General features: G+C 34.1%; 24 protein-coding genes. 9 read left to right on the plus strand and 15 right to left on the minus strand.

Features of this window, described 5'->3' with window-relative positions:
• Positions 1-426: 426 nt before the first annotated feature.
• From HMPREF3129_RS13015 to HMPREF3129_RS13030, 4 genes are all read left to right on the plus strand, one after another.
• Positions 427-1,503 carry a putative 2-aminoethylphosphonate ABC transporter ATP-binding protein gene (locus HMPREF3129_RS13015; protein WP_004249814.1) on the plus strand — a complete coding sequence of 359 codons (1,077 nt, stop codon included), beginning with the start codon at positions 427-429 and terminating at the stop codon, positions 1,501-1,503.
• A 12-nt stretch (positions 1,504-1,515) separates the two neighbouring features.
• On the plus strand, positions 1,516-3,207 hold the full coding sequence (locus tag HMPREF3129_RS13020) for a putative 2-aminoethylphosphonate ABC transporter permease subunit (protein WP_036919385.1): 1,692 nt from the start codon (positions 1,516-1,518) through the stop codon (positions 3,205-3,207).
• 45 nt (positions 3,208-3,252) lie between these two features.
• The gene (locus tag HMPREF3129_RS13025) at positions 3,253-4,263 is read left to right on the plus strand and encodes a putative 2-aminoethylphosphonate ABC transporter substrate-binding protein (RefSeq protein WP_004246580.1); all 1,011 of its coding nucleotides are present in this window, start codon (positions 3,253-3,255) and stop codon (positions 4,261-4,263) included.
• A gap of 64 nt (positions 4,264-4,327) precedes the next feature.
• Complete coding sequence (locus tag HMPREF3129_RS13030) at positions 4,328-5,455, plus strand: TIGR03364 family FAD-dependent oxidoreductase (protein WP_017628743.1); 1,128 nt, start codon at positions 4,328-4,330, stop codon at positions 5,453-5,455.
• 74 nt (positions 5,456-5,529) lie between these two features.
• Here HMPREF3129_RS13030 and HMPREF3129_RS19000 read toward each other — a convergent pair whose 3' ends face one another.
• From HMPREF3129_RS19000 to phnX, 3 genes are all read right to left on the minus strand, one after another.
• Positions 5,530-5,769, minus strand: coding sequence for a DUF1240 domain-containing protein (locus tag HMPREF3129_RS19000; protein WP_230506956.1), 240 nt, complete (start codon positions 5,767-5,769; stop codon positions 5,530-5,532).
• A gap of 191 nt (positions 5,770-5,960) precedes the next feature.
• On the minus strand, positions 5,961-6,248 hold the full coding sequence (locus tag HMPREF3129_RS13040; protein WP_041701435.1) for a DUF2645 family protein: 288 nt from the start codon (positions 6,246-6,248) through the stop codon (positions 5,961-5,963).
• Between the two features lie 88 nt (positions 6,249-6,336).
• Entirely contained in the window at positions 6,337-7,149 is an 813-nt protein-coding gene (gene phnX, locus HMPREF3129_RS13045; RefSeq protein WP_004249806.1) for a phosphonoacetaldehyde hydrolase, read from the minus strand.
• Positions 7,150-8,023: 874 nt separating this feature from the next.
• Here phnX and HMPREF3129_RS13050 point away from each other — a divergent pair.
• Together HMPREF3129_RS13050 and HMPREF3129_RS13055 are read left to right on the plus strand one after the other, a co-directional pair.
• On the plus strand, positions 8,024-9,157 hold the full coding sequence (locus HMPREF3129_RS13050; protein ID WP_036919388.1) for a M20 family metallopeptidase: 1,134 nt from the start codon (positions 8,024-8,026) through the stop codon (positions 9,155-9,157).
• A 9-nt stretch (positions 9,158-9,166) separates the two neighbouring features.
• Positions 9,167-10,573, plus strand: a complete 1,407-nt coding sequence (locus HMPREF3129_RS13055; RefSeq protein ID WP_004246570.1) for a YfcC family protein — start codon at positions 9,167-9,169, stop codon at positions 10,571-10,573.
• Positions 10,574-10,665: 92 nt separating this feature from the next.
• Here the strand turns inward: HMPREF3129_RS13055 and HMPREF3129_RS13060 are convergent, their stop codons facing one another.
• Complete coding sequence (locus tag HMPREF3129_RS13060) at positions 10,666-11,304, minus strand: TetR/AcrR family transcriptional regulator C-terminal domain-containing protein (RefSeq protein ID WP_004246569.1); 639 nt, start codon at positions 11,302-11,304, stop codon at positions 10,666-10,668.
• Positions 11,305-11,425: 121 nt separating this feature from the next.
• On the opposite strand from HMPREF3129_RS13060, the gene HMPREF3129_RS13065 reads away from it, so the two are divergent.
• Together HMPREF3129_RS13065 and HMPREF3129_RS13070 are read left to right on the plus strand one after the other, a co-directional pair.
• Positions 11,426-12,526: an HlyD family secretion protein gene (locus HMPREF3129_RS13065; RefSeq protein WP_036919391.1), complete on the plus strand. Its 1,101-nt coding sequence runs from the start codon at positions 11,426-11,428 to the stop codon at positions 12,524-12,526.
• Entirely contained in the window at positions 12,519-14,039 is a 1,521-nt protein-coding gene (locus HMPREF3129_RS13070) for an MFS transporter (protein ID WP_036919393.1), read from the plus strand. Before HMPREF3129_RS13065 ends, HMPREF3129_RS13070 begins: the two co-directional genes overlap by 8 nt.
• Before the next feature lie 94 nt (positions 14,040-14,133).
• On the opposite strand, the gene HMPREF3129_RS13075 is transcribed toward HMPREF3129_RS13070, so the two are convergent.
• The 11 genes from HMPREF3129_RS13075 to nagK all read right to left on the minus strand — a co-directional run bounded on the left by HMPREF3129_RS13075 (position 14,134) and on the right by nagK (position 24,047).
• Positions 14,134-14,583, minus strand: coding sequence for a DUF411 domain-containing protein (locus HMPREF3129_RS13075; protein WP_004249975.1), 450 nt, complete (start codon positions 14,581-14,583; stop codon positions 14,134-14,136).
• Positions 14,584-14,767: 184 nt separating this feature from the next.
• The gene (locus HMPREF3129_RS13080; protein WP_004246565.1) at positions 14,768-15,442 is read right to left on the minus strand and encodes a fimbria/pilus chaperone family protein; all 675 of its coding nucleotides are present in this window, start codon (positions 15,440-15,442) and stop codon (positions 14,768-14,770) included.
• 21 nt (positions 15,443-15,463) lie between these two features.
• Positions 15,464-17,377 (minus strand): fimbria/pilus outer membrane usher protein, encoded by a 1,914-nt coding sequence (locus HMPREF3129_RS13085; protein ID WP_036919396.1) that lies wholly within the window; start codon positions 17,375-17,377, stop codon positions 15,464-15,466.
• Between the two features lie 173 nt (positions 17,378-17,550).
• Positions 17,551-17,853: a hypothetical protein gene (locus HMPREF3129_RS13090; protein WP_223232002.1), complete on the minus strand. Its 303-nt coding sequence runs from the start codon at positions 17,851-17,853 to the stop codon at positions 17,551-17,553.
• Between the two features lie 36 nt (positions 17,854-17,889).
• Positions 17,890-18,528 (minus strand): hypothetical protein, encoded by a 639-nt coding sequence (locus tag HMPREF3129_RS13095; protein WP_004246562.1) that lies wholly within the window; start codon positions 18,526-18,528, stop codon positions 17,890-17,892.
• A gap of 284 nt (positions 18,529-18,812) precedes the next feature.
• Entirely contained in the window at positions 18,813-19,475 is a 663-nt protein-coding gene (locus HMPREF3129_RS13100; RefSeq protein ID WP_004246561.1) for a DUF1120 domain-containing protein, read from the minus strand.
• 412 nt (positions 19,476-19,887) lie between these two features.
• Positions 19,888-20,544 carry a DUF1120 domain-containing protein gene (locus HMPREF3129_RS13105; protein WP_004246560.1) on the minus strand — a complete coding sequence of 219 codons (657 nt, stop codon included), beginning with the start codon at positions 20,542-20,544 and terminating at the stop codon, positions 19,888-19,890.
• A gap of 396 nt (positions 20,545-20,940) precedes the next feature.
• The gene (locus HMPREF3129_RS13110; RefSeq protein WP_004246559.1) at positions 20,941-21,606 is read right to left on the minus strand and encodes a fimbrial protein; all 666 of its coding nucleotides are present in this window, start codon (positions 21,604-21,606) and stop codon (positions 20,941-20,943) included.
• Positions 21,607-21,903: 297 nt separating this feature from the next.
• Complete coding sequence (locus tag HMPREF3129_RS13115) at positions 21,904-22,308, minus strand: YgiW/YdeI family stress tolerance OB fold protein (RefSeq protein WP_004249797.1); 405 nt, start codon at positions 22,306-22,308, stop codon at positions 21,904-21,906.
• A gap of 148 nt (positions 22,309-22,456) precedes the next feature.
• Positions 22,457-23,041, minus strand: coding sequence for a rhomboid family intramembrane serine protease (locus HMPREF3129_RS13120; RefSeq protein ID WP_004246556.1), 585 nt, complete (start codon positions 23,039-23,041; stop codon positions 22,457-22,459).
• Between the two features lie 94 nt (positions 23,042-23,135).
• Positions 23,136-24,047 carry an N-acetylglucosamine kinase gene (gene nagK, locus HMPREF3129_RS13125; RefSeq protein WP_036919399.1) on the minus strand — a complete coding sequence of 304 codons (912 nt, stop codon included), beginning with the start codon at positions 24,045-24,047 and terminating at the stop codon, positions 23,136-23,138.
• 1,443 nt (positions 24,048-25,490) lie between these two features.
• Between nagK and HMPREF3129_RS13130 the strand changes: the two genes are divergently transcribed.
• A complete protein-coding gene (locus tag HMPREF3129_RS13130) occupies positions 25,491-25,886 on the plus strand; it encodes a hypothetical protein (RefSeq protein ID WP_036919401.1) in 396 nt (131 codons plus the stop codon).
• Positions 25,887-25,904: the final 18 nt, after the last annotated feature.

Genomic DNA, 25,904 nt, shown 5'->3' on the forward strand with positions numbered 1-25,904 from the left:
ATTTAATAGTTTATTGCCAATTTTGCCCCGTATCTTAATTTTAGGTGCGGGGCATTTTTAACTCACTATTATTTTTAAGTTCTTTGTTATTAAAAAACATTACAAAGATAAATACGAGTGTAAAAAGTGAATAGATTAAAAATCACGTAAGTTTTTATTTTTATCAGATAAATATATTATTACTATAAATATATCGATGAAAATTAAAATAAATAAGGTGTCTTTTTAATGTAACGTCTAAAAATAATAGAGATGTTATTAATAATCTTTCTACAATATAAATTTAAAATCTATATTTTATCTTTGTAATAATAGTCTAGTGACTAGCCATTTAAAAAAATATAAATCAGTTTTAAATTTTCATAAAACTTTAATCATTGTCGCTTAATCTCTAGTCAATCATCATAAATTGGCGTGGTAAGCGATATGTTACAGTTCAATATAAACTCACAAAATGGCTCAATGCCACATATTCGTGTAGAGAATATTCAAAAGAGATTTAATCAATTTATTGCTTTAGATGGTGTTTCTTTAGAGATTAAACAAGGCGAGTTAGTCTGCCTATTAGGGCCTTCTGGATGTGGAAAAACCACATTATTACGTTGTATTGCAGGATTAGAAACACAAGATCACGGTAGTATCTTTAATTACGATAACAACATCTCACACCTTCCCCCTCAAGCCCGTGACTATGGGATCTTATTTCAGTCCTATGCATTATTTCCTAACCTGACGGTACAGCAAAATATTGCGTATGGTTTAGCCGGTCAGCCTCGTAATGTGATTAAAGATCGCGTTAATGAAATGCTGGAGTTAGTTGGTTTACAAGATCGAAAGAAAAAATATCCAGGAGAATTATCTGGCGGTCAACAACAGCGCGTGGCATTGGCTCGTGCTTTGGCTCCTGCCCCTTCTTTACTATTACTGGATGAGCCAATGTCGGCATTAGATGCACAAGTGCGTGAACATTTGTGTGTGGAGCTACGTAATTTACAGCAAAGCTTAAATATCACTACGCTAATGGTCACTCATAATCAAGATGAAGCCATGCTGATGGCCGATAGGATAGCTGTAATGAATAACGGCAAGGTTGAACAGTACGGCAGTAGTGAAGAGATTTACAACCATCCACAAACACCATTTGTTGCAGAGTTTGTAGGAAAAGGTAACTGGTTACCTTTCAATAGAAATCAGCACGGTGAGGCGATGATTGGCTCACGAGAAGTCCAATTAAAACATACTGCAATACCTCATAATCAAGGGCGTCTCTTTTGTCGACCTGAATCAATCAAAATTAACCCAATACAAAACAAACATAATCAATACGATGCCAATATACAAAATGTGGTGTTTTTGGGAAGTCGTTGCATTATGAAGTTTGAATTAGACCATTTACCGGGACATTTATTACAAGCCGAGATCTCTGCTGCTGAGCTACATAGTATTCAAAACGGTAAAGTTAAAGTGACTTTACCGGCTAATGAACTACACATATTTGCGTAAGGTAGCGAGATAATGTCAGTGATAGTACCTACCAAATCTATTAATCGTTTAGATAGTTTGTTTGTTGCTGGTGGTAAGTTATTTATTATTTGCTTACTTACTCTTGGGGTTTTATTGCCTTTATTGGCTATTTTCTGGCGAGGTTTTACGCCTGATATATCACAAGGTGGTGGTTTTCAGGCCGCAATTGATTTGTTCACCAGTGCTAATTTTCTATGGTTGGTGGGTAACAGTATTAGTGTTTCGTTAAGCGTTGCTGTTATTACAGTGCCACTGGCTTACCTGTTTGCTTATGCTCTACATCGCACCTTGATCCCTTTTAAATCCTTGTGGCGTGGAATATCACTATTACCCTTACTCGCTCCTTCTATGCTACCGGGTATTGCATTGGTTTATCTATTTGGTAACCAAGGGCTATTGCGTAGCTTACTCACAGAGAGTATTTATGGTTATTGGGGATTAGTGCTTGGTGAGGTGATCTACACTTTTCCTCATGCGCTAATGATTTTACTCTCCGCATTATCCATGTCTGATGCTCGTTTATTTGATGCTGCATCTAGCTTAGGGGCCTCTTCTTGGCGCACTTTTCGTAGTGTCACTTGGTCATCGAGCCGACATGGGATTTTCGCAGCATTGTGCTTGGTATTTACGTTAACTATTACTGACTTTGGTATTCCGGTTGTCGTCGGCGGAGATTATCAAGTACTGGCGTTAGAAGCCTATAAAGCCGTGCTTGGTCAGCAACAATTTGGCCGCGGTGCTTTAATCGGTATGTTGTTATTGCTACCTGCATTGTTGACCTTCGGTGTCGATGTTTGGTTACGTAAACGTCAACGTGATGCAATGAGCTCGCGTGCCCAATTCTATTTACCAAAAGCTAATTTTCAGCGTGACACGCTTTATCTAATATTTGTGATGCTTATTTGCGCGCTATTTTTATTGGTATTCGGTACGGCCATTTACTCCTCTTTTATTCAGTTCTGGCCTTATAACTTATCGTTTTCGTTACGTCATTATAATTTTGAAGGATTGCCCGGGGGATGGCTCGCCTATACCAACAGTATTATTTTGGCATTTTACACTGCCACTATCGGCTGCTTTCTGATCTTTATGGGCGCTTACTTAATAGAGAAAACGGCTTCTCACTCTTGGCTTAACAATCTGTTACGTATGCTAAGTTTTGTACCGATGGCTGTTCCGGGGTTAGTGTTGGGATTAGGATATGTATTTTTCTTTAACTTACCGAATAATCCACTGAACTTTTTATACGGCAGTATGGTGTTATTAGTGCTGTGCTCCATTGCACACTTTTTCACTACTGCCTATATGACTGCGAGCACGGCACTGCGCCAGTTAGATAAAGAATTCGAGGCAGCTTCATTATCCTTAAAAGCGCCTTTATATCGTCACTTTTGGCGTATCACTATTCCTCTTTGTTTGCCGGCATTATTAGATATTTATCGTTATCTATTTGTTTCTGCTATGACAACGGTTTCCGCGGCGATCTTCCTTTATAGCCCAGACACTATTTTAGCCGCGGTTGCGGTATTGAATATGGATGATGCGGGCAATATTGGTGGCGCGGCGGCTATGTCGACATTGATTTTAACCACCTCGGCAGGGGTTTCGATATTGTTATCTATTGCTTCGCAAGGTGTTATTCGCCGAACACAAGCGTGGCATCAGCGTGAAGCTAAGCAATAAATTTAAAGGTTTAATTCTCTCACATAGCAATACTAGGAAAATCGCATGATGTTAAAAAAACTGATACTTGCCACCAGCTTATTATTCTCTGCGGGAACGGTCTTTGCAGCGACTGAAATTACGGTATACACCGCAATAGAAAGTGAACAATTACAAGCTTATAAACAAGCATTTGAGGCTAAATATCCCGATATAAAAATAAAATGGGTAAGAGATTCAACGGGGATTATCACCGCTAAATTATTAGCAGAAAAAGATCGTCCTCAAGCCGATGTTGTGTGGGGATTAGCTGCATCAAGTTTAGCAATATTAAAAGCGCAAAATATGCTTGAGCCTTATGCTCCGGCGCAGTTAGATGATATTGATGTGAAATTTCGTGATAGCAACAACCCGCCAACTTGGGTTGGTATGGATGTCTGGGCGGCAACGATTTGCTACAACACGATAGAAGCACAAAAATTGGGGTTATCTAAACCCACTTCTTGGCAAGATCTCACTAAGCCTGAATACAAAGGCAAAATCGTTATGCCAAATCCGGCATCATCAGGCACTGGGTTTTTAGATGTAAGTGCTTGGTTACAAATATTTGGTGAACAAGAGGGTTGGGCATATATGGACAAGTTGCATCAGAATATTGGTCAATATGTTCATTCTGGCTCCAAACCCTGCAAAATGGCTGCATCGGGGGAATACCCGATAGGCATATCCTTTGAATATCCGGCGATCCAATTGAAACGACAAGGGGCACCACTAGACATCATATTACCGCAAGAAGGATTGGGTTGGGATATTGAAGCAACGGCGATAATCAAAGGAACTAATAAGCGAGATGCCGCGCAAAAATTGGCTGATTTTTCCGCCTCAAAGGAAGCGATGAAGCTTTATAGTGCTAATTTTGCTGTATTAGCCAATACCAGTGTACCCGTAAGCCAAACAGAATTACCTCGCGATTATGCTCAACGTTTAATTAAAAATGATTTTATTTGGGCTGCTGAAAAGCGCGACACCATTTTAACTGAATGGCGTAAGCGCTATGACGGTAAGAGTGCAAAATAATTATTTTTTACTTTATTAATTAATAGATAGGGTGCGATGCACTCTATCTGGTTTAGGGTGTCATATGAAATTTGATATTGCGGTTATTGGTGCGGGCATTATTGGTTTATCTCATGCGTATGCAGCGGCTCAGCGAGGTTTACGTGTTGCTATTTTTGAGCGCAGTTACACGCCTGTGGGCGCTTCTGTACGTAATTTTGGTCACGGATTAATTTTGGGTCAAGCGCCGGGAAAAATGCTAGATTTAGCGAAAAATAGTCGTGAAATTTGGGCAACTATGGCCAAACAGGCTAAATTTTTAACGCGTCAAAAAGGGACTTATCTATTAGCACGTACACAATCTGAGCAAGCTGTTCTTGAAGCTTTTGTCGATGGTCGAGCTAAAACCTATGGTTATGATTGTGAATTACTTTCTAAAACACAATTAGCCATGGTTTATGGTGGTCAATTACAACACCATAAAGCGGCGTTGCATGGCAAAGAAGATCAGGTGCTATTTTCGCGAGAAGCGATCCCACAGTTAGCGGCTTATCTAGGCAGCTTAGCTAATGTAACGAGTTATTTTTCCACATTAGTACGGGATATTGATGTAGATACAGGGACATTGATCACCAGTAATGGAACATTTAGTGCAGAAAAGATCATTGTCTGCTCAGGGCACGATTATCAAACATTATTGGCTGACGAAATAAAAAAGCTTGATCCTATAGTTTGCCGCTTACAGATGTTGCGAGTGACAGCAGAGCAAAATATTGGATTGGCGCATGCGCTAATGACGGGATTAAGTTGTACTCACTATGGTGCATTTGCCGATTTACCTGAGGCACAGGCTTTAGCGAAAGAAATTAAAATGCAATCGCCGTTGATTGAGCAGTATGGTATTCATTTATTAATTACCCCGACTCCTTATGGCGATCTTATTATTGGTGATTCTCACGAATATAGCTTAGATGCACAGCCCTTTAACAGCGAAGAGGTTGATAACCTCCTGATAGAGTTAGCTGAGCACACATTAGGTTGTTCGGTTCAAGTAAAAGAGCGTTGGCAAGGGGTTTATGGGGCAAAAGGAAAGGAGCCGATTTCAATTTTAACGCCGAGTGAAAAAGTCACTGCAGTATTGATGCGAACGGGTTTAGGAATGAGTGTTGGGCCTGGTTTAGGTGAACAAAATATTCGTCAACTATTTGATTAATCTTGCATTAGGGATGTGAAGTTATTTTTTAATTATAATGTACAGGTTACGAAGAGAGAATAAAAAAGAGATGTCTATTTTTTACACATCTCTTTTGCAATAACATATTCATTTGGTGCAAAAGCAGATGATTTATAACAACTAAAATAGCCTTTAGAGGTTAAATCGAGAGCGACATAAATTGAAAAGAAAAAGCTAAAAACGATACCAACTATTGCTATTCCTGCGCATATACCCGCTACTTTATTATTCATTCTTTGTGTTTTTTTTGTGTATCCACAAATAAAAATTAGATAAGAAAAATAGATAATCAAAGGGGCCGCAAAAAAAACAACCCTGTTTGAAATGAGAATAGAATTCTATCTTTCATCATAAAATAGTTTTTGTAGTAGATTATGGAGTCATAGAAACAAAACAAAGCTAAAGAAAAAAGGAATATTGCAATTAAATACATTTTTAGAGAGTTTATTTTAACCATGACTAAAGTTTCCCTACTTTTCAGTTTTCAGCAAAAATTAAAACGTAAATAAAATGACCATATGATATACATAACAGTGATTGTAACATAACCCCATCTTAGCTTTTTATTTTTTTCTAAAAAAAGTAATGTAATACAAGGTATTAATATCAATATAGGTTCAATAACATATCTACCATTGAGTGGCAGTTGACAAAGATTATCAATATCACCTTCACCAATCATCCATTCATAGTCAGATATGGAAAGAATATTAATCAATATTAATAAAAAAATAAAATATAGAAATATAAAAGTGCGGAGTATTATTTTCATATTAAAGAATACCTAGATATATCTTTATATTCTCTATTTACCAATTACGCCCATTACTGCTTTATTGGGCGTTGGTATTGGATAATAGTTACGGTTTTTGATTATTAGCGATCCTCTGATTAATATCTTCTATCACCGCAGGTAAATTGGCAAGGGTATCAATAATATAATGAGCACCAGCGGTACGTAGTTTATTTTCAGCAATGCGCTTACGGTTTTCTATTTCTGCCTGTTCCATTGTTTGATATTGTTCAAAGGTGGCACCAAACTCATTGCCTGAAACAGATAACCCGACAGTCCACATACCGGCATTTAACCCTTCGGCAATACCTGTTACTGCATCATCGACTTTAACACAGTGTGCTACACTCATTACACCCAGTTCAATCACATTCTTTAACGCCATCCAAGGGCCTGGGCGAGAGCCGGCGGCAATTTCATCACTAGCAACCACGCAATCAGGCTGATAACCATATTCAGCGGCTTTCGGTACTAATACATCCATGACGGCTTTAGGATAACCTGAGCAAGAGCCGATTTTAATTCCTTGTGCTCTTATGGTCGTGATAGCCTCAAGTGCTCCTTCAATCGGTTTAGCAAAATGTACCACTTGTGCAATTTGTAACGGCATAAAGGTGCGATAAATGTGTTGTACCTCTTCTTCACTTGGTGGGTGACCAAATTGGGCTGTCCAGCGAGTGCGAATATTAGGCTCGTTAAGTAAAGCACGAATATGATCGATTTTCCCCATCCCCATCGGCCCTCGTGCTTCTGATAAACTTATTTTAAAGTTAAAGGCTTGAGCAAAGGCATCGACAAAAATTTGTGTGGGGGCGAAAGAGCCAAAATCGACTACTGTACCAGCCCAATCTAAAATTACTGCTTCAACCGATTTATTCATATGTTTAGACCTACTATGTGAAATCATTATTAACGGCGAATGGGAAGAATGTAGAACATCCTACCATTAAAAAAATGGGTTATTGTGATGTCAATTTTAAGGGGGATTTATGACATAGGTATGTCATCACAATAAATACCACCGCAAAAGCAGCTTGGCTCTCAACATTAGATACTAAAAAAAGTAAATAAAACTAATATAAAACACGATTTTAAGATCATCATTTAACGCATAAAAAAAAGAGTGGTTTTATTTATTAATCAATAAATTTTATTAGATAAGATAAAATACCTTTTATTATCATACATATTTTATATTGTATGATAAATTTATTACCGAGTTTTATTGTATTGTTCTTTTATCAAATAAAATTGAAAATAAATGTTTTTATTTTAATAATAGAGCGATTTTTCTTAATCCAGTGTGTTAAAAAATTATTTTATTGGTTTTATTGTTTGTTTGATAAAAAATAATTTGGTTTTATTTTGTTTTTTTAGGTTTTATCAAAAAATAAAATAAATCTATTTAAAATAATGCTCTCTAAAAACAAGATAAAATAGTAAAAAGTATTTTATCTTAAACCTCTTTTCTATTTTTCAATGTTCTTATTAGCTTTAGATTATTTTATCTATTTCTATCATGTGATTTCTAGCAGATCTTATTCTATTTAATTAATTGTTATTATGGTTTTAAAAAATAGATGCAATCATATTAAATATATGTAAAGTTTAATGTGATATTATTGATAAATAAATCCACATTTTATTTTAAGGCTAATGCTTTTTATCAAGCATTTTATTGCAGTTGATAAAGGCCATCTTGATTTAAATATCTAGCTAAAAAAGACAAATTATAATTACAAGAGGTAAATAAAATGCAACACACAATTAATTCACAATATGATGAAATGGTTGATTTTCTAAAGGAGTTAGTGAATATCGATAGCGGCTCTTATGATAAACAAGGGGTTGATGCAGTCGCTGATCTTTTAATTCAACGCTACCAAAAATTAGGTTTTGTTGTTGAAGTATTTGAAAATGAACAACTAGGGAATAACTACCGTTTAGTTCATAAAGATGCCACAAACCCACAAATTTTTATTGCTGCACATTTAGATACCGTATTTCCTAAAGGAACAGTAGCAGAGCGTCCATTTAGTATCGATGGCTCCCGTGCCTATGGCCCCGGTGTTATTGATATGAAAGCTAGCCATGTTTTAACTTACTATGCGATTAATGCACTCAAACAAAGTGGCGATCTCTCTTATCAAAATGTTGAAATATTGCTTAACTGTGATGAAGAAATAGGGTCAAAAACATCGCGTCATTTAATTGAAAAATATGCCAAAAGTAAAGCTTATGCATTAATTATGGAACCTGCTCGTGCGAATGGTGCCATTGTTAGCGCTCGTCGAGGTGTTGGAACTTATGAGCTGTTGATTGAAGGTAAAGCATCTCACTCAGGTATTGCACCAGAAGCAGGAATTAGTGCTATTCAAGAGCTATCATACAAAATTCAGGCCCTACATGCGCTTTCTCGCCATGATGAAGGTCTTTCCGTTAATGTCGGACTGATTTCTGGTGGTACATCTGTCAATACGGTTGCACCCCATGCACGAGCTGAAATCGATGTGCGTATTTCAACGGATGAGCAGGGTATTGAAATTGATAAGCAAGTCAGAGAAGTTTGTAGTCAACCTGTGTTAGCGGGGGTTAAATTAACGCTAAAAGGTGGCATTAATCGCCCTCCAATGGTGAAAACACCTGAAAGTGCCAATTTAATAGAAATCATTAAACAGCAAGCGGATTTAATTGGCTTAGCTATTGAAGATATTTCAACCGGGGGAGGATCTGATGCCTCATTTACTGCCGGTGTCGGTACGCCAAGTGTTGATGGTTTAGGCCCTATTGGTGGCTATCAACATAGTGATAAAGAATATCTCGATTTACCGTCATTGACCGAAAGGACAGTGCTATTTGCAAATGTTATTAAGCGTCTGTCTCAATAAGGTGAATGTATGGAAAAGAGTAAAAAAATAAAATGGGCTATGCCTGATGCCTTTATTATTATTTTTGGCATCGTTATTTTAGCGGCCATCGCCACCTATTTGATCCCCGCGGGAAGTTATCAGCGGGAAACCGTTAATGGATTAAACCGCGTTGTCCCTAATAGCTTTAATTATGTTGCACAAAATCCAGCTTCATTGATGGATGTGTTTTATGCAATCCCTGTAGGGTTAAAACAATCTGCCAGTATTATTTTCTTGATCTTTATGATTGGTGGCGCGATTGCCATTTATGATCGCACCCGTGCTATTGATTCAGGTATTAATGCGCTTATTGTTAAAACCAAAGGTAATTATCAAGCTCTTATTATTACGGTTGCTTTTATTTTTGGTATGTTGTCATCCCTTGGGCTTGCGGCCAATGCCGTTATTGCGTTTATCCCTATAGGAATAGCCCTTTCGCGATCAATGAAACTTGATGCTATTACGGGGGTTGCAGTTGTTTATTTAGGCTATTATGCAGGTAATGCGGTTGGTGTATTAGATCCAACTATTTTAGGTACTGCACAAACATTAGCTGAAGTTCCTCTTTTTTCTGGTGTTATTTTTCGAGTTGTATTATTCGCTATCTTAATTGTTGTCACTATTGCCTATATTGTCTGGTATGCCAGACGTATTGCGAATGATCCAACGACCAGTTATATGTATGGAATAGCTAAAGATGATCCTGATTATGAACAGCCACACACTCAATCATTAGATAGCACCTTCTCATTGAGGCAAAAATTGAGTTTGGTGGTATTTATAGCGTTTATAGGATTGTTTTTATATGGCGCTTTTGAATATAAATGGGGGATTGAACATCTATCAGCCATTTTTATTATGATGAGCATTGTTGTGGCGGCTATGTTTAAAATTGCCCCTAATGACTATATCAAAACCTTTATGAAAGGTGCTCAATCTTTAGTGTATGGGGCATTGGTGGTGGGGATCGCCAGAGCGGTTATTGTTATTTTAGATGAAGGACGAGTGCTTGATTCTATTGTACAAGCCACATTAGTGCCATTACAGCAAACCTCTCACTTTTGGGGCGCTCAATTACTTTATTTCTTTAATTTACTGTTTAACTTGCTAGTCACATCAGGAACGGGACAAGCATCGATTGTTATGCCTATTATGGTGCCTATTCTCGATATTCTTGATCTTACACGTCAAACCGGTGTCCTTATTTTAAAACTCGGTGATGGCTTTACCAATATTATTACCCCAACATCAGGTGTACTTATGGCGGTACTGGCGGTAGGTAAAGTGCCGTGGACGCGTTGGGTTAAATTTGTATTCCCTATTTTAATGATTTGGGTCGTGATAGGTATGGCTGCAATTGGTATTGCTACCGCAATAAGTTATGGACCAGTGTAGCTTTGTACTAACGGATTATTAACGATAAATAGGTTATTAAGTATAAATAAAGTGCCGTTTGTTTAGTTACAAACGGCCTTTTTAAACCAACCTCATGGTGTCATCAATTGGTGTTCAAACCCTGTGACTAATTGCTCTAAGCCAAAATTAAAACGCATGGCAAAATCATCAGCAAAAAGAATTTCTCTTACTTGCCAAGTTTGAGGGTATTTATCACGTACAATTTGTTCAAAAGCGAGTCGTTTTTGCATTAAAATTTCACTATCAATAAGCGTGATAGCTTGCTGTTCAATGCAACACCCTAAAATAAAATAGAGTAAGGTCATCGACATATTGCTCGCTAATTCAGCAGATGCACCAGACTGCATAATTAAAGTAATAAGCGTATTGTTTATACGTAACACATTCTCAGAAATCACATAGGTTCCGGCAAAAACTCTAGCACCATCACGATGTTGTAAAAAAGCTTCTCTTAGCTCTGTTGCTAGACGTTTTAGATCCGCTTTCCAATCTTGGCTATAGTGAAAATCAACAGCGACTTCACTGACTATACGATCTGCCATTCCCTCAATAAGCGTTTGTTTATTATCAAAATGCCAGTAGAGAGAGGCGGCTTTTATATGTAATGCATCTGCCAGTTTTCGCATTGTTAAGCCTTCAATCCCTTCTTTTTCCAGCAAAGAAAGCGCCGTATCCAACACATTTAATCGATCAATTTTAGGGCTTTTCATAAATAATTCTCATTTTCCTCTTTTCTATCTAACAATGTTAGTTTAACATATTTATCAAACCTAACAATGTTAGATTAAAGCAAAAGTTAAATATCACTAAGCTTCGCTTAGGAGTAGAAAGATGGAAAATATTCAATCAAAAAAAGAAAAAATCATGCAGTTAGTTATGGTTTATACACCTTGGATCACTGTGATATGTGTTGTTGCGTTTATTGGTATAGCGACTGCAGATTGGGATCGCTGGTGGAGTGATGCTCGTTATCAAACAACAGATAACGCTTACATAAAAGCGGACTCAACGATATTGAAATCACGAATGACTGGGTTTATTTCTCAGATTAATAAAGAGGATTACCAAGTAGTAAAACGTGGTGAGGTCATTGCTGAAATTAATAAGAAAGAACAAATATTAAATCGGCAAGCGGCATTAGCAGAGTATCAAAAAGCCCAATTAGCTTTAGATAATCTCACTGAAGAAATTAAAGAATATCAATTAAATATTGAGAAATTAGCTAATCGTTATCAAGCATCAGTTATTGATGTTACCCAAGCTAAGCGCAGTCCAATGTTGCGTAAAGATTTAATTAATAGTGGGGCAATCACACAACAAAATTATTTAGATGCTCAATCTGATTTGCAACGTTTAATGAAATTACAAAGTGCTGCGAAAAATGAGTGGGATCAGGCTAAACAAGCATTGGTATTACTAAAATCTCAAGAAAAAATACGTCTGGCACAAAAAGATATCGCTCAAACACAGTATCAGCAGGCTGAAACGGAGCTTTCATACGCGACTATTAAGGCTCCTTTCGATGCGCAATTAAATAAAATAAAAGTCAATATCGGTAGCCTTGTGACTGCGGGTAGCGAAATTGTGACTTTAACACCGATTAACGATGTATACATTATTGCCAATTTAAAAGAGACACAAATAAAAAAAGTACAGCCAGAACAATCTGTTGCTATCAAAGTTGATGCTTTTCCTACCGATGTTTTTTCAGGAAAAGTGAGATATATCGGCGCACAAAGTAGTGGTGAATCAGCACTTATTCCTGCTGATAATGCCAGTGGTAATTTTACTAAAGTAGTACAACGTATTCCGGTTTATATCACGCTCAATAGTGATAACCGACACTTAGCTAAATTAAGAGCGGGTATGTCTGTGCAAGTGAAAATTGACACAGAAAGCCTTCCTGTAGAGGAGGGGGAGCGCAGTGATTAAATTATTATCAGCAGCACAAAATCATCGTCCTATTTTTGTTGTTATGGCTGTTTTTACCGGGGCTATTTTATCAACACTCTTTGTACGTATGTTTTCTATCTCGTTAGCGGATTTAAGAGGCGTGTTTGGTTTAGATGTTGCCCAAGGATCTTGGTTGAATGTGGCTCTTAATATAGCTCAATTGATCAGTATGACTCTTGTACCTTGGTTTATGGTGGTTTATGGCGCAGAAAAAATATTAATCAGTGCGAGTTTTATCCTTTTTTGTTGTGGATTAGCGGTTCCCATAATAGGACAACAGATTGGTTTTGGCGGACTTTTTATTGCTCATTTTATGATTGGATTTTGTATCGGAGTCTATTTGCCGATGACGATTTCATTAGCCTTAAAAAGTTTAAATCCCAGTGTTTGGCTAATCGTTATGGCGGCTTATAGCTTACGTGTTTCTGTAGGAATGGATGCGGGAGTAGGGATCTCAGGAGAATTTGTTGAAATATTGAATTGGCGTTGGATTTATTGGTTATCCGCTATTTTCACCTTAGTCATCCTATTTTTTACCTGGTGGGGAATGCCACTCTCACCTATTAATAAATCATTGCTCGCTCAAAGTGATTGGGGAGGAATGGCGCTTAAATGCTTAGGATTAACGCTATTATATATTGGTGTCGTTCAAGGTGAATTGTTAGGTTGGTGGGATTCTGGGCTGGTCGTGTCTTGCTTAATCGGTAGCGCTATACTGATGGGGACATTTATTATTAGAGCTTGTATTTATAAACAAAGCTTTGGCCACTTAAATTGGATCAAAGATAGTAATTTACGGCTCTGCTTTATTATTGCCTGTTTATATGGCTTTTTGATGTTACCTAATTCGTTATTTATACCTTCATTTTTGAGTGTTGTTGGTGGGTTGAAACCACTACAAATAGGTCAAGTTACCAATCTTGCCTTCTTTATCTATCTATTATGTAGTCCAATAGCTATTTTTCTTGCACGGCGTTTAGAGCCACGATTAATGATGTTAATAGGTATTATGATTATTGGAGGAGCATGTTTAATCGGTCATCAAATTGATTATCAGTGGCGAGCTAATGATTTCTTTATTGTCATATCTATGCAAGCAATGGGGGAATGTTTGCTACTTATCGGATTAATTGCCTCATTTGTTACTAATATCAAGCCACAAGAAGCGTTACATTTAGGGGCATATATTTCGATAGCGAGAGTATTAATGCCAGCCCTTGCAGGAGCTATTATCAATACATATTTGAGGATCTCATATGATACTCATTATGATTTGTTAAGAGGATACATACAAACTGGTGAGCAAAAATTAGCAGGGAATATTGCTGAACATTATCAAACAACGATGGCATTAGTAATAAGAGAAGCACATGTTGCCTCTTTTATTGATGGTTTTGATTTGATTATGCTCTTGGTTATTTTAGGTGCTCTTTGTATGTCATTTTTAAAATCGTCACCAGAAAATCCGGTAGTCCCAAGGCTAGTAAAATAAAAAACTGCCTGTTTTAGTACAGGCAGAAAATAAAATAAGAATAATATAATAGGAGAGAAATATTCTTGTTACATCAATATGATGAGCGTAAAAATTAATTGTATGATTTAAATAGTGATTGATTACCTGCTTTATCAAAAGCAATGACTTGATAAGGTTCTTTATAGTCCCCTGCATACATACCTAAGCTACCCGCTGGCATACCTGCAACAGCAATGCCTGTTTGCTTTTTATCCATTAAGTCTATATTTTTTAAGCTATCGATAGGAATATGTCCGACTAAGTCTTTGCCTTGGTATGTTGCATAGTGACAGCTTAATAAATTATCAGGGACTGCTGCTTGCTGATATTTTTGCATTAATTCTGTTTCAGAGACAATATTGACATTAACATCAAAGCCCGCTTCTTTTACACCATCAGCCCACAAATTACAGCAACCACAATTTTCGGTTTTATAAACTTCAACTACAGCATGATTTGCCGCTTGTACAGTACCACTAACCGTTGACAATACTAAGAGAGAGGGAAAAAGTAATTTTTTCATCATGTATTCCTTATAGATACGAATACAGAGAACAATAATCTTTCCCCCTACAGGAAGGTCAATTCAAATAAAGTATAAGCGTGTAGATTTTTGTAAAAATAAATATATAGGGTTAATAATATAAATGTCTACATAAATAAAAAAGCCTTGATATAACATATCAAGGCTTTATATATTAATTATTTTAATTATTAACTTTCATTTTAATGTCACCTGCTAATTTAAATCCATAACGACTTAAAGGTGATATTTTTATTTCTGTTAACTTTTCTTTTACATCAACTTTAATTTCTTCTTGAGGACGAATATAAAATTGACCAATACTATAACCGTTATTGCTTGGTAAAGAGCTAAAAGCGGGAGCCATACGAATAACTTGTTTACCATTATTCTTTAATATTAATTGATTATTGACCTGTTTTACTTCTAGATTTTTCCAAGGTTCACGTTCTATGGTTAACCCTTTTGGAATAATTAACATCGCAATATCTTGTCTGATAGGCATTTTTGTTGAATTGACCTTTGCAACACCAATACCTTGGAAAGAGGCTTTTAAAATTTGTTCATCATCAAATTCAATACCGTCTTTTAAAATAAAATTAATATTCTGACTTTGATCTGGCTCTATTCTTGTAATAGGTGGAGTTATAATAATATTTTTTGCTATTTCGTGTTGTTTATCTAAATCGCTGACTTTTGTTGATAATAAAATAGGTTCACTACCCGTATTTTTAACATTAAAAATCTTTCTTGGTTCTTCTGAATCTAAAATAACAGTCATGGTTTCCAATTGAAAACTAGCATGAGAAAAATGACTTATTAATAGAATGAGAAAAATCATTCCTTTTAGTATTTTCATAATTAGACTATCCTCTTTGTATTACTTACAAATTGCATCAACTTTTTCATATAAAAAGTCTGGATTAAATTCTTCTGGAACTGAATAATCAACAGAACAGATGTCACCATTATCTGATTTTACTTTTAGTGGCTTACCGATTTGCTCATTACTTATTATAACATTACCGTCCCCCATAATAACACCTATTAGATTTCCCTTATCATCAATAACACTATTTGCTGTATTAACAGGTTTACCATCTGGTTTTTTTATTTCTAATAAAACTTGCTTCATTGTATTGACAGGGATCTCACGAGAAAAAACAGTACCTTTTGCCAATGCAATATCAAAGGATGTTGTGCCTAACATAACATTGAGTGGTAAATTTTTAGTATTTAATAGAACAGTTGTTTTTTTATTTACAGGTAAGTTAGGAATAACGGCGGTACCAAAGTGATTAGTTATTGTCGTACCACCACCCATAGAGTTAACTAAAATACCAGATTGTCCTGGAACACGTAAAATACCGAAAGTATCTCCTAACTCCACAGGAGAAGTAGCAAAAAATCCATCACTATAAGCAATAGCACCAGATGCTGTCAGCATCGCCGATTTTTGATTACTATTACTAAAGGAGCCTGTCGCACTAATTTGGCTGTAAGCGGTTGTTGCATTGATATTACCGCTAATATTCTTATCTTTACTGTCTTTATCAGCAGTTGCCCCGATAGAATATCTAAATAAATCATTATGATAATTACTATAATTTGTTGTTAAAGATGATGTTTTATAATGTTGGTATTGAGTACTAAATGATGATGAATTATTAATAGGTACGTTGATGTTTACAAATGTACGATCTTCAAAATTACTACTTTTTTGATAGCTAATATTAAAAGACATAAATGGAAATCTTTTTCCATAAGAAATGGTATTTGAATAATTGTCTTTTTTATCACCATAATATTGGCTATAGCTAAGGCTATAACTCAGTGATCCATAACGTTGATTTCCTAAGCTTAGAGATAATGAGCTTGATGTTTTTGTCTGATTATTAGCAAGATTATCATCTAATGGGTCTTCTATATTATCTATTTGTAGAGATTCATAGAGTGTGGAATAGTTGCGTGAACGATATATTGTTGATAAGCCTAGAGAGAATACTGATACAGGTAAACTTAAATTAGCATTTGCTTGGAAGCCATCACCTTTATTAGAAGAAGATGCATATTTAATACCAAAGCCAGTAGATAAAGGACGATGTTCACCAAAAACGCTATTTACGCTACCTACAATGGACTTATATTTTGATGATATTTCCATACCCCCTAGAAAATTATGATTTAAATAATTAATGCCACCTTCAAAACCGGTAATAAAAGGAGTATGTATGCGTTCATCACTTGAGTTTTTTCTATATTTCCCCATAAAAAAGTTAAAGCTGGTACTACTCTGTGGATTTTTTAAGTCTTTATTTGATGTAATAACATCAAATTCTTGAATAGTACCATCATCTTGAATAACTTTGACATGTAATGGTTGACTTGATGATACACCACTAATGTTATTTAATTGGAAAGGGCCTGCAGGTATTATCGTTCTATATAACAATCGATTATTTTGTGTGACTTCAACGGTAGCCGGTTTTTCAGACATCCCAGTAATAGGAACTGTCAACTTACTGTTTTGATAGCTACTATCTGAATATAATTGAAAACCATTCACATCAGCACTATCTAATAACTCACTATTAGATGTAATTTGGCCTAATTGTAAAATGGCTTTGATGCGTTCTATTGTACGTGAAAGCGTTGTTTCATTAAATCTATAGTAAGTTTTCCCATCACCTGAAGAAAAGCTACTGTTATTACGTAAAATCCAATTATAAAAATTTATACCTGTTTTAAAATCACCTTGATAAAAATTCCTATTATTAGAGCCATTTAACTTCATACCATAGATTCTATAGTTGTTGAATACCCCTAAGCCACCATAGGTTAATTCATTACCATAGGCACTTTGATCGAAGTAATCATCATTAATAGTGATATCAATAGAGTTGTTATTTGGGTGATAGGTAATATCTGATTTAGGATATATCTCTAAAAAATCAGCACAATCTGAATTTATCTCTTTTTTTTTAATTTCAGCTTATCTATTAATTGATTATTTAAGCAAAGATTACCTGATTCATTAATAAGAATATTATCAGAATAGTTAAGGCTACTATTTACTATAATTGTTACATCATGATAACCAGGAAGAAAATGACTTCCTTCTTTAAAATAATCAGCGATTTCACTGCCATAACCAAGAGATTTAAGTGAGTCAATATCAAACTCGATATTTTTATTATCAGCTAATGCTAAATTATTGTTAATTAGATAAGCTAATAATAAAAATATCATTTTACGATATCGAAAATGCATAATGAACCCCATAGTAAAACGTCGCGTTTTTAAATTTTAAGATCCAAATGAAAAATCGAATAATAGAGAGCCTGAAAGTTCTCCACCATCGACAAGAGGGCCATTTGTTTCTTTTAAACTATAAATTGTTGGTGAAATTTTTAACTTTAATTGATAGTTATTCCCTTTCGAAGGTGTTACACCATCTTGACTAAATCCGTTTAGAGTGCCTATTTTTAATTGTGGGCTTGTTTTTATTATTCCAATATTATTTTCGTTATCTGTTTCATAAATATTAACATCAATGCCATCTACTGTTGCTTTTTCAATAGATACCTGGAAAAAACCAATCTTACCTGTTGTATTTATAGTGCCAAGGCCAAAATGAGTTTGATCATTATCTGTGGTTGTTCCCATTTTTTCATCTGCTTTTATTGAAAATAGTACAGGTGAAACAGGTGAAGGACAGCTTATATTTATTAATGTATAACGATCATCTAACTTATTATTTTCATTAGATTTAAACATATAAGCTTTAAGATTATGATACTCTATGGTTATATCTTTTTGTGACACAAAACAATCATCATTAAATGATGGTGCTAGATCGTTATAAATATCTGCAAAAGCAGATGTTGATACTAATGAAATACTTAAAAATGGTAAGGTAAAATAAAAAGATTTTATAATATTCATAATAACCTAAAGCCAGCTAGTGTAGTTTCTTTTTCTGATGTATTTAACTAATTCGACCTTTATAATAATTTTTAATTAATTATACGCTTATAGAAAATAAAAAACAGTCTTGTAATTTAATTGGTGATTTTAAAATGGGTTTTTATATTCTATATCAAATCGGCTACTCTAAAATATATAGTCTATATAAGATAATTAATAAAAGACTTTCTATATCTGATAATTTATAAAAATATTTAAATAAAAACGTAAGAAACCCAAATGATTTCTTACGTTTTTTTTAATTAAATTCCGAATTGGAATGTTAATGTGGCTAAACCATCTAACTTAGCATCACCATCACTATTTTTTAGTGCGCTATTGATGGTTGGTGTGACTTCAAAATCTGCCGCAAATACTTGACCGTCAGCATAATCATTAGCATTACTACGAGCCCAACCTAATGAATCATTTTTTACTAGTGTCTTAGAAGTAGATCTGCCATATCTAGAATCCATTACATAGACTTTCTTTTCTTCACTAGTCAAATCTTCTTTTACTGTGGCATTTTTCATTGAAACTGTGTAGTAACCTACTTTAGTATCAACAGCCTCTTTTCCATCGACTGCCATCTTATAACTGCCTAAACCAAAATAAGAATCACCTTCTTTTTTTTCTGTCCCAGCTCTATTATCAGTAGGAGTAAAAGCTAGATAAGTTTTTGCATCACAAGTTACGACAATATTTTTTGATTGAGGCTCTAATGTTAAATCACCTTTTGCAGGGAAAAGGCCAGGAGTTACAGCAAAAGTATATTCAACAGTAGTTTCACTTGTTTCGCCATTAATTGTACAAGTTGGTGGTTGGATATCCCCACTTACTTTTAATTTAGCGGTTGGTGTCGCAGCGAAAGCGATACTACTTGATAAAGTAAGTAAAGAAATAGCTAATAAGCTTTTTTTGAACATATATCCTCCATGAGCGATATAAAACTATCTTAAAAAGATTATTTATAACCTCTCATATCGTTTGATTTTAAATAATAAAAATCTCAAGTTTTTAGAGTGACTCAAAGTATATAAAAATCATCTAAATAAGATTGCATTTATATATTATACTCGTATATATAAATATTAACACCCTTGGTTAAATTTTTTGAATTAATAATTTAACAAAAGATTAAATATAATATAATTTATCAGAAAATGATTTTCTTTATTTGATGGTGTTTCTATATTTTATACCTAAAATATAGATTTTTTCTTGATGGTTTTTTTTTGATATTATCGAGAAGGTTGTTTTTGTGGAAAATAAGAATGTAAGAAATTTGTTTAATTTCTTACATTCTATTTTAAATTAATTTAGATTAATTTAATTAAATTAGATACCAAATTGGAAAGCAAGAGTTGCTAAACCATCTAATTTAGGTTCACCTCCGCTATTTTTTAGTTCACTATTGATAGTTGGTTTGATTTCGAAATCAGCTGCAAATACTTCACCGGCAGAGAAATCGCTAGAGCTTTTAGCCCACGCAAACACTTTTTCTTTTTGAAGACTTTGAGAACTGTTTACAGCACCATTGTAGAATACAGAAACTTTAGCTTCTTCTGCATCAGCAGTTGGTTTTACTGTCGCATTTTTCATGGTAATACCATAGAAACCTACTTTAGTATCTACAGCTTCACCCTCTTTGTTTGTTTCGTGGTGTGTACCTAAACCAAAGTTAGCCGCATTTGCTTCTAATTCTGAACCTGCTCTATCATCTGTAGGAACAAAAGCTAAATAGGTTCTAGCATCACAAGTAACAGTAATGTTGTGTGAAATTGGTTCTAATGTTAGATTACCTTTTGCTGGGAAAAGGCCTGGGCTAACATCGAATTTATATTCAACAGTAGTCTCACTTGTTTCCCCATTAACTGTACAAGTAGGGGCTTGAATAGTACCGATAACTTTTAGTTTAGCAGTAGGTGTAGCAGCAAAGGCAACACTACTTGTTAGAGCAAGTAAAGAAACAGCTAATAAACTTTTTTTAAACATACATCCTCCAGTGGAAGTATATATATATCTTAATTCGATACATATATACCTTTTTAATGCACTTTATTTTTTCAAAAATAATAAAATGCTCTCAACTTTTTAAGTTGCTTATTTATATTATTATCTTAATAAGAATACCTTACAAATAATTATACGCTGATAAAAAATAAAAAATAGTATTTATAATTAAATAAACTTTAAATGCATAAAAAAGATAAGAATTAAATATTTTAATCTTAATAAGATAGTCATTAAATGTTATTTAAATCAAAATAAGATAATTAATAAATTACTTTCTTTGTTTGAGTATTTAAATACGAGTCTTATTATAATGAATGAAAAAACATATAATAAAAAGTGTAAGGTAATTGTTAAATACCTTACACTTTATTAATATTAAATACCAAATTGAAATGTCAAAGTGGCTAAGCCATCTAATTCAGCTTCGCCTTCGATTTTTTTCATTTGGCTATTAATGACGGGTTTGACTTCAAAGTCAGCAGCAAAAGATTTTCCTGCAACAGATGTCTTACCAGGCAAAGCCCAACCATACTCACTTTGTTTATGAATTAATGTATTAGGAACTGATGTCGTGGCGTTGTTAGATTTGATATAAGCTTTTTCAAACTTACTACCATCTTCTTTTTTGACAGTGGCATTGCTGATATTGATGGTGTAATAGCCTACTTTTGTTTCTGCATTTTTTCCATCATCTTTATTTTTAAATTGATAGTGACCTAAACCAAAGAAGGCTTCACTTTCTTGGCTCTGTGTTCCTAATCTATTATCTGTTGCAACAAAAGCTAAATAAGTACTTGAATCACAAGAAATAACAATGTTTTTTGATTGACCTGCTAACTTTAAGTCACCCTTTTCAGGGAAAAGACCTGGAGTGATATCAAAGTTGTAGATGATTGTGGCTTCTTGCTCTTCATTATTGATAGTACAAGTCGGAGGCTTGATCCTTCCTGTGATTTTTAATTTAGCAATAGGGTTAGCTGCTAAAGTAGTACCGCTGGATAATGCTAATAAAGAAATTGCTAATAAATATTTTTTAAACATACATCCTCCTATGGCGGTATAGTAATTTATCAAATTATAGCCGTCATTTTTTGATGCGTTTTGTTTTTTTATAAAAAATATTTAATAATTACGTAATTTGAGTATTTTTTCTTACTTAAAATAAAAACAATCAAAAAAGCTTTTGTGGCGGAGATAACAATAAAATGGTGGCGCTATATTGTTCATAGTTCAATGGTAAATTGATGAAGGAAGCATCAATGGATAAGGATAAAAGAAGGGAATAAATAAAAAGACACATAATGTTTTAATCTTTATGTGTCTTTTTAAAGAGTATAGTTATTTAACAATGCTCAGTTGTTTTACATCGATTTCAGTACTTGTCCACTCTTTATCGATCTTACCTTCAATTTTTACGGTATTCTCAGGCGTAACGGTTTGACCACGCCATCTTTTTTGGTCTATTTCAACATTAATAGCACCTGTTGTGTCTTCAAAAACATAAAGCTCATCACCAATTTTTTTGGTGATTTTGCCTGTTAAGATAACCCAAGTATCATCTGAAAGTGTTTTTGCTTTAGCAACGGTCGTTTCGCTAATTGAAGGGCCTTTAAATCCACCTTGCTCTGTGGTGGTGATAGCGCTTTGTGGGGCAACAAAACCACCACTATTTTGTTGGTTTGAATTGGCTTGAGATGCAAAAGCCAATGTACTACCAATTAATAAAACTAGTATTTTTTTCATAATAGGCTCGCTTATTGGTTTAAACATTCACTTAGAGATAGATTAATTCTAGTTCAATTCTTCCTATAAAAATGCATATTAAAGTAAATATTGGTATTAATATATCAATTTTATCAACTTGTTATTGATAAATGATGGTGTAATTATTTCATTTTATTATTTCTACTACACGGCTTTTCCGACGAATGATTTTTCTTGCACACCAAGCATAAAGCAACCCAGAGATAACGCCTGCGATATGTGATTCTGTAGAAACTCCTAATTGCCCGGGGATTAATCCATAAGCCATAGAGCCGTAATAAAACAGCACAAATAAGGCGATGACGATATCGATAATTTTATGGCGAGTAAAAGCATGGGCAATTAGCAGTGACCATAATCCAAAGATCCACCCACTTGCACCGACATGAATAGCGTTACGCCCAAATAACCAAACTAATAACCCACTGATGATAATGATAAAAATACTTGAATAGCAATATTCTCGTAATGACTGTGTCATCAATAAAAAGCTAAGTATAAGAAAAGGTAATAAATTACTAAAAAGGTGAGACCATGAGCCATGAATAAAAGGTGAAATAAAGATACCGAATAAACCTTCGCTGCTTCTTGGAATAATACCATATTGAAGAAGATGGACTGGGAAGAGGCTCCCTATAATTTGTAATAAGAAAAGAAGGATAGTTAAACCACTGAGAATATAAATTCTTCTTTTTAGCCAGAGACGATCCATAACGATAAGCCTTTATTGTAGGTGATAACCTTTATTTCTGAATCTACTGTAAAGAGAAGAGCCTTTCTGTTAGATGGCTCTTCTTCTATTATATTCAGTCTAATAAATTTAAGCAGGCAGCACCTCTTGCTCCACCCGCATCACCATAACGTGCTTTTTCTATTGTTGGAATTTGCGTATTACCGTATACGCAATGTGAGAGATAATCGGGTAATAGGGTATACAGTGCGTCAAATTGCGATAAACCGCCACCAATGACAATTAAATGTGGGTCAAGTACAGTCAGAATATTATTAAGGTAAATGGCTAATACTTTCATATAGCGGTCAACATGCTGTTGGGTCTGTTCATCACCTTGATAATATTGTGCAACGATATCTACCGCTCTTTGTGGTGAACCATTAAAGGCTTTATACATACGTTCAAAACCACGACCAGATAAATAAGTCTCAAAGCAGGCTTTTCTACCACAACCGCATAATATTTTTGGCATGGTCTCACCAATCACATTATCAGCATCTACATTAAGATTCATGTGACCTATTTCACCGGCAATACCATTTTTACCAGAGAGTACTTTGCCATCAATGACAAAACCACCGCCAACACCCGTACCTAATATTAAACCCAGTACTGAAGGATAATGACGAAATTCAGGATCCCATGCTTCTGATAAGGCAAAACAGTTAGCATCATTCTCAACTTTGACGGGGCGTTCAAGAATATTAGCCAGATCGTGGATCATCGGTTTATATTTGGCAGCAGGCACGTTGGTGGTAAATACAGTTCCTTCTTTTGCGTTGACGATGCCAGGAACACCGATACCTATTTTTCCTTTACAGCCTAAATCATTATCAGCTTCTAAAGTGAGTGTTTTAAAAACATTTAATAGAGCTTGATAATCATTCTTTGGCGTTGGTACACGTTTTTGCCATACTTGAGTCAGATCTTTATCAAAAACGGCGAGCTCGATTTTTGTGCCGCCCATATCAAAACCATAATACATATCAGTCTCTTAGTTATCCTGTAAATGTAATCCGTAGCTTAATTAAATAGAGAAGAAGCTATGGTGCTTAATGGTCATCACTTCAGTTAATGCGTTTTTTCTCTGTCTATTACTTCCACAGATTATAAGATTTATCACTATTTATTAAAGATAGCATAGAAACAATCGTAGATAAGCGCATTTTGTGATCTTGTCAGGAGGTGAAACGTTTTTTCTAACCCCATTTTTAATAGAAAAACTATCATAAAATGACTGGTTTTTAGATTTTAATAAAGAAAATATGGATTAATATGATAGGAATACTCTTAAAAGGAGTGGTTTTAAAAATGTTATCGTTAACATCACATCTAAAATAGATGGTTGCTATTTGATGTATTTTTATTAGTATAAAAACGTAGTTAAGTGCTATTTAATGATATAAAAAAACAAAAATATACGTATTAATACGTGTATATAGTAATAGTATCTACAAGGTGTGCATTATTTATTATAAATCAGTTGGTTAAAAATTTATTGTTATTATAGTGTTAAAGTTAATTAATGTATTCGTATCTAGTATATTTATTCTTTTTATTAAGTATTATTAACAATATTATTTAATACGTAAAATATAATCTTAGTTAATTATCCTGATTTTATGGTTAATGATAGTTGTTTTTCCTATTAATAAACAATAAAGAATATTGTTATTAAATCATCTCTTTTAAGTTATTTTTTTTAGATTATCTTAATGGGTCTGAATAAATAAAGTTATTTTCTTTTTATAGCATGACAATGTGTTAGCTACTCTATGAAAAAAATACACTTTTCGCTTATAAAAATGTGTCTTTTTTTGATGATGATCAACACAAAAAAACAACATCGCATTTTGCTTTGTGAGCCATATTTTACATTTAAAAAAGATCAGTAGCTGAAAATTTTCATATTACTTTTCTCAATGTTTTTTCTTCTTAGAATAAATTATATTACAAGGTAATAATTACAGGATTTTATTTTTATAAAATTTATACAATTTGTTATTAGTTTTATTACGTTATTAGATGGGGAATTAACCTGCTTTTTTACGTTAAAAAGAGACTTTTTTTTTTGTGTTTTTCATTAACATTGTATTAAGTAAAAATACACAGTTAGATAAAATAAAATACAAGCTGAGTGAAAAATAGCTATTTTGAAGGCGTTGTATTTCCTATTAAAATAATTATACAATTCAAATTAAATAATCATTACTTACAATTAGACAGTGTCCTTTTTATTAGATGAAATATTTTACAAGTAAAATTACTCTGCCTGATTTAGGTTTGTATAAATAAATGAAAGTTGTCCTGCAACTCTTAGGTGTTAGCTTTTAAATAAGCTTATTTTAATTGTTTTTGTATCCTTATCTTGGTGAGGTTTTTAATTGTTTGACAAGGTATTAGGTGCGATTATTTAAGGGTTCATATTATGTATGATGATATAGATAATTTAAAAAATAAGTTTCAGGAAGAGGGGTTTACTTTTCAAGATTTCTCTTCTCAAACGACAGGTAATATAGCCTGTAATATTGGCAATAGTGTTATAAATCAACAGGATAATAAAGGCTCCCTATCAGGGGATAATGAAGAGTTATTGAATATATCTAAAGTTAAAAAGAGACAAAAACAAACAGCTAATATAGCGACTTCTCTTTCTTATTCACAAGATTTAGCCTCGGAAGTAAAAGAAAAAAATAGAGTTAATAAGCAAAGTAAGTGTTTGCTAGATAATCAGTTATTTGAAAAAAAAACCACAGATAAGTGCCAAGTAAATGAAAAGCTCTCATTGCAAAAGATATTTTCATTTATTGCATCAGCTAATTAAACAAGCTCTTATATATAA

The sequence above is a fragment of the Proteus sp. HMSC14B05 genome (assembly GCF_001808035.1).
GTDB classification, from domain to species: Bacteria; Pseudomonadota; Gammaproteobacteria; order Enterobacterales; family Enterobacteriaceae; genus Proteus; species Proteus mirabilis.

Bases quoted from the DNA above. Each gene is read 5' to 3' on its own strand.
- HMPREF3129_RS13015 (WP_004249814.1), top strand. From the start codon at position 427: ATGTTACAGTTCAATATAAACTCACAAAATGGCTCAATGCCACATATT.
- HMPREF3129_RS13020 (WP_036919385.1), top strand. From the start codon at position 1,516: ATGTCAGTGATAGTACCTACCAAATCTATTAATCGTTTAGATAGTTTG.
- HMPREF3129_RS13025 (WP_004246580.1), top strand. From the start codon at position 3,253: ATGATGTTAAAAAAACTGATACTTGCCACCAGCTTATTATTCTCTGCG.
- HMPREF3129_RS13030 (WP_017628743.1), top strand. From the start codon at position 4,328: ATGAAATTTGATATTGCGGTTATTGGTGCGGGCATTATTGGTTTATCT.
- HMPREF3129_RS13040 (WP_041701435.1), bottom strand. From the start codon at position 6,248: ATGAAAATAATACTCCGCACTTTTATATTTCTATATTTTATTTTTTTA.
- phnX (WP_004249806.1), bottom strand. From the start codon at position 7,149: ATGAATAAATCGGTTGAAGCAGTAATTTTAGATTGGGCTGGTACAGTA.
- HMPREF3129_RS13050 (WP_036919388.1), top strand. From the start codon at position 8,024: ATGCAACACACAATTAATTCACAATATGATGAAATGGTTGATTTTCTA.
- HMPREF3129_RS13055 (WP_004246570.1), top strand. From the start codon at position 9,167: ATGGAAAAGAGTAAAAAAATAAAATGGGCTATGCCTGATGCCTTTATT.
- HMPREF3129_RS13060 (WP_004246569.1), bottom strand. From the start codon at position 11,304: ATGAAAAGCCCTAAAATTGATCGATTAAATGTGTTGGATACGGCGCTT.
- HMPREF3129_RS13065 (WP_036919391.1), top strand. From the start codon at position 11,426: ATGGAAAATATTCAATCAAAAAAAGAAAAAATCATGCAGTTAGTTATG.
- HMPREF3129_RS13075 (WP_004249975.1), bottom strand. From the start codon at position 14,583: ATGAAAAAATTACTTTTTCCCTCTCTCTTAGTATTGTCAACGGTTAGT.
- HMPREF3129_RS13080 (WP_004246565.1), bottom strand. From the start codon at position 15,442: ATGAAAATACTAAAAGGAATGATTTTTCTCATTCTATTAATAAGTCAT.
- HMPREF3129_RS13085 (WP_036919396.1), bottom strand. From the start codon at position 17,377: ATGAAGTTAAATGGCTCTAATAATAGGAATTTTTATCAAGGTGATTTT.
- HMPREF3129_RS13090 (WP_223232002.1), bottom strand. From the start codon at position 17,853: ATGCATTTTCGATATCGTAAAATGATATTTTTATTATTAGCTTATCTA.
- HMPREF3129_RS13095 (WP_004246562.1), bottom strand. From the start codon at position 18,528: ATGAATATTATAAAATCTTTTTATTTTACCTTACCATTTTTAAGTATT.
- HMPREF3129_RS13100 (WP_004246561.1), bottom strand. From the start codon at position 19,475: ATGTTCAAAAAAAGCTTATTAGCTATTTCTTTACTTACTTTATCAAGT.
- HMPREF3129_RS13105 (WP_004246560.1), bottom strand. From the start codon at position 20,544: ATGTTTAAAAAAAGTTTATTAGCTGTTTCTTTACTTGCTCTAACAAGT.
- HMPREF3129_RS13110 (WP_004246559.1), bottom strand. From the start codon at position 21,606: ATGTTTAAAAAATATTTATTAGCAATTTCTTTATTAGCATTATCCAGC.
- HMPREF3129_RS13115 (WP_004249797.1), bottom strand. From the start codon at position 22,308: ATGAAAAAAATACTAGTTTTATTAATTGGTAGTACATTGGCTTTTGCA.
- HMPREF3129_RS13120 (WP_004246556.1), bottom strand. From the start codon at position 23,041: ATGGATCGTCTCTGGCTAAAAAGAAGAATTTATATTCTCAGTGGTTTA.
- nagK (WP_036919399.1), bottom strand. From the start codon at position 24,047: ATGTATTATGGTTTTGATATGGGCGGCACAAAAATCGAGCTCGCCGTT.
- HMPREF3129_RS13130 (WP_036919401.1), top strand. From the start codon at position 25,491: ATGTATGATGATATAGATAATTTAAAAAATAAGTTTCAGGAAGAGGGG.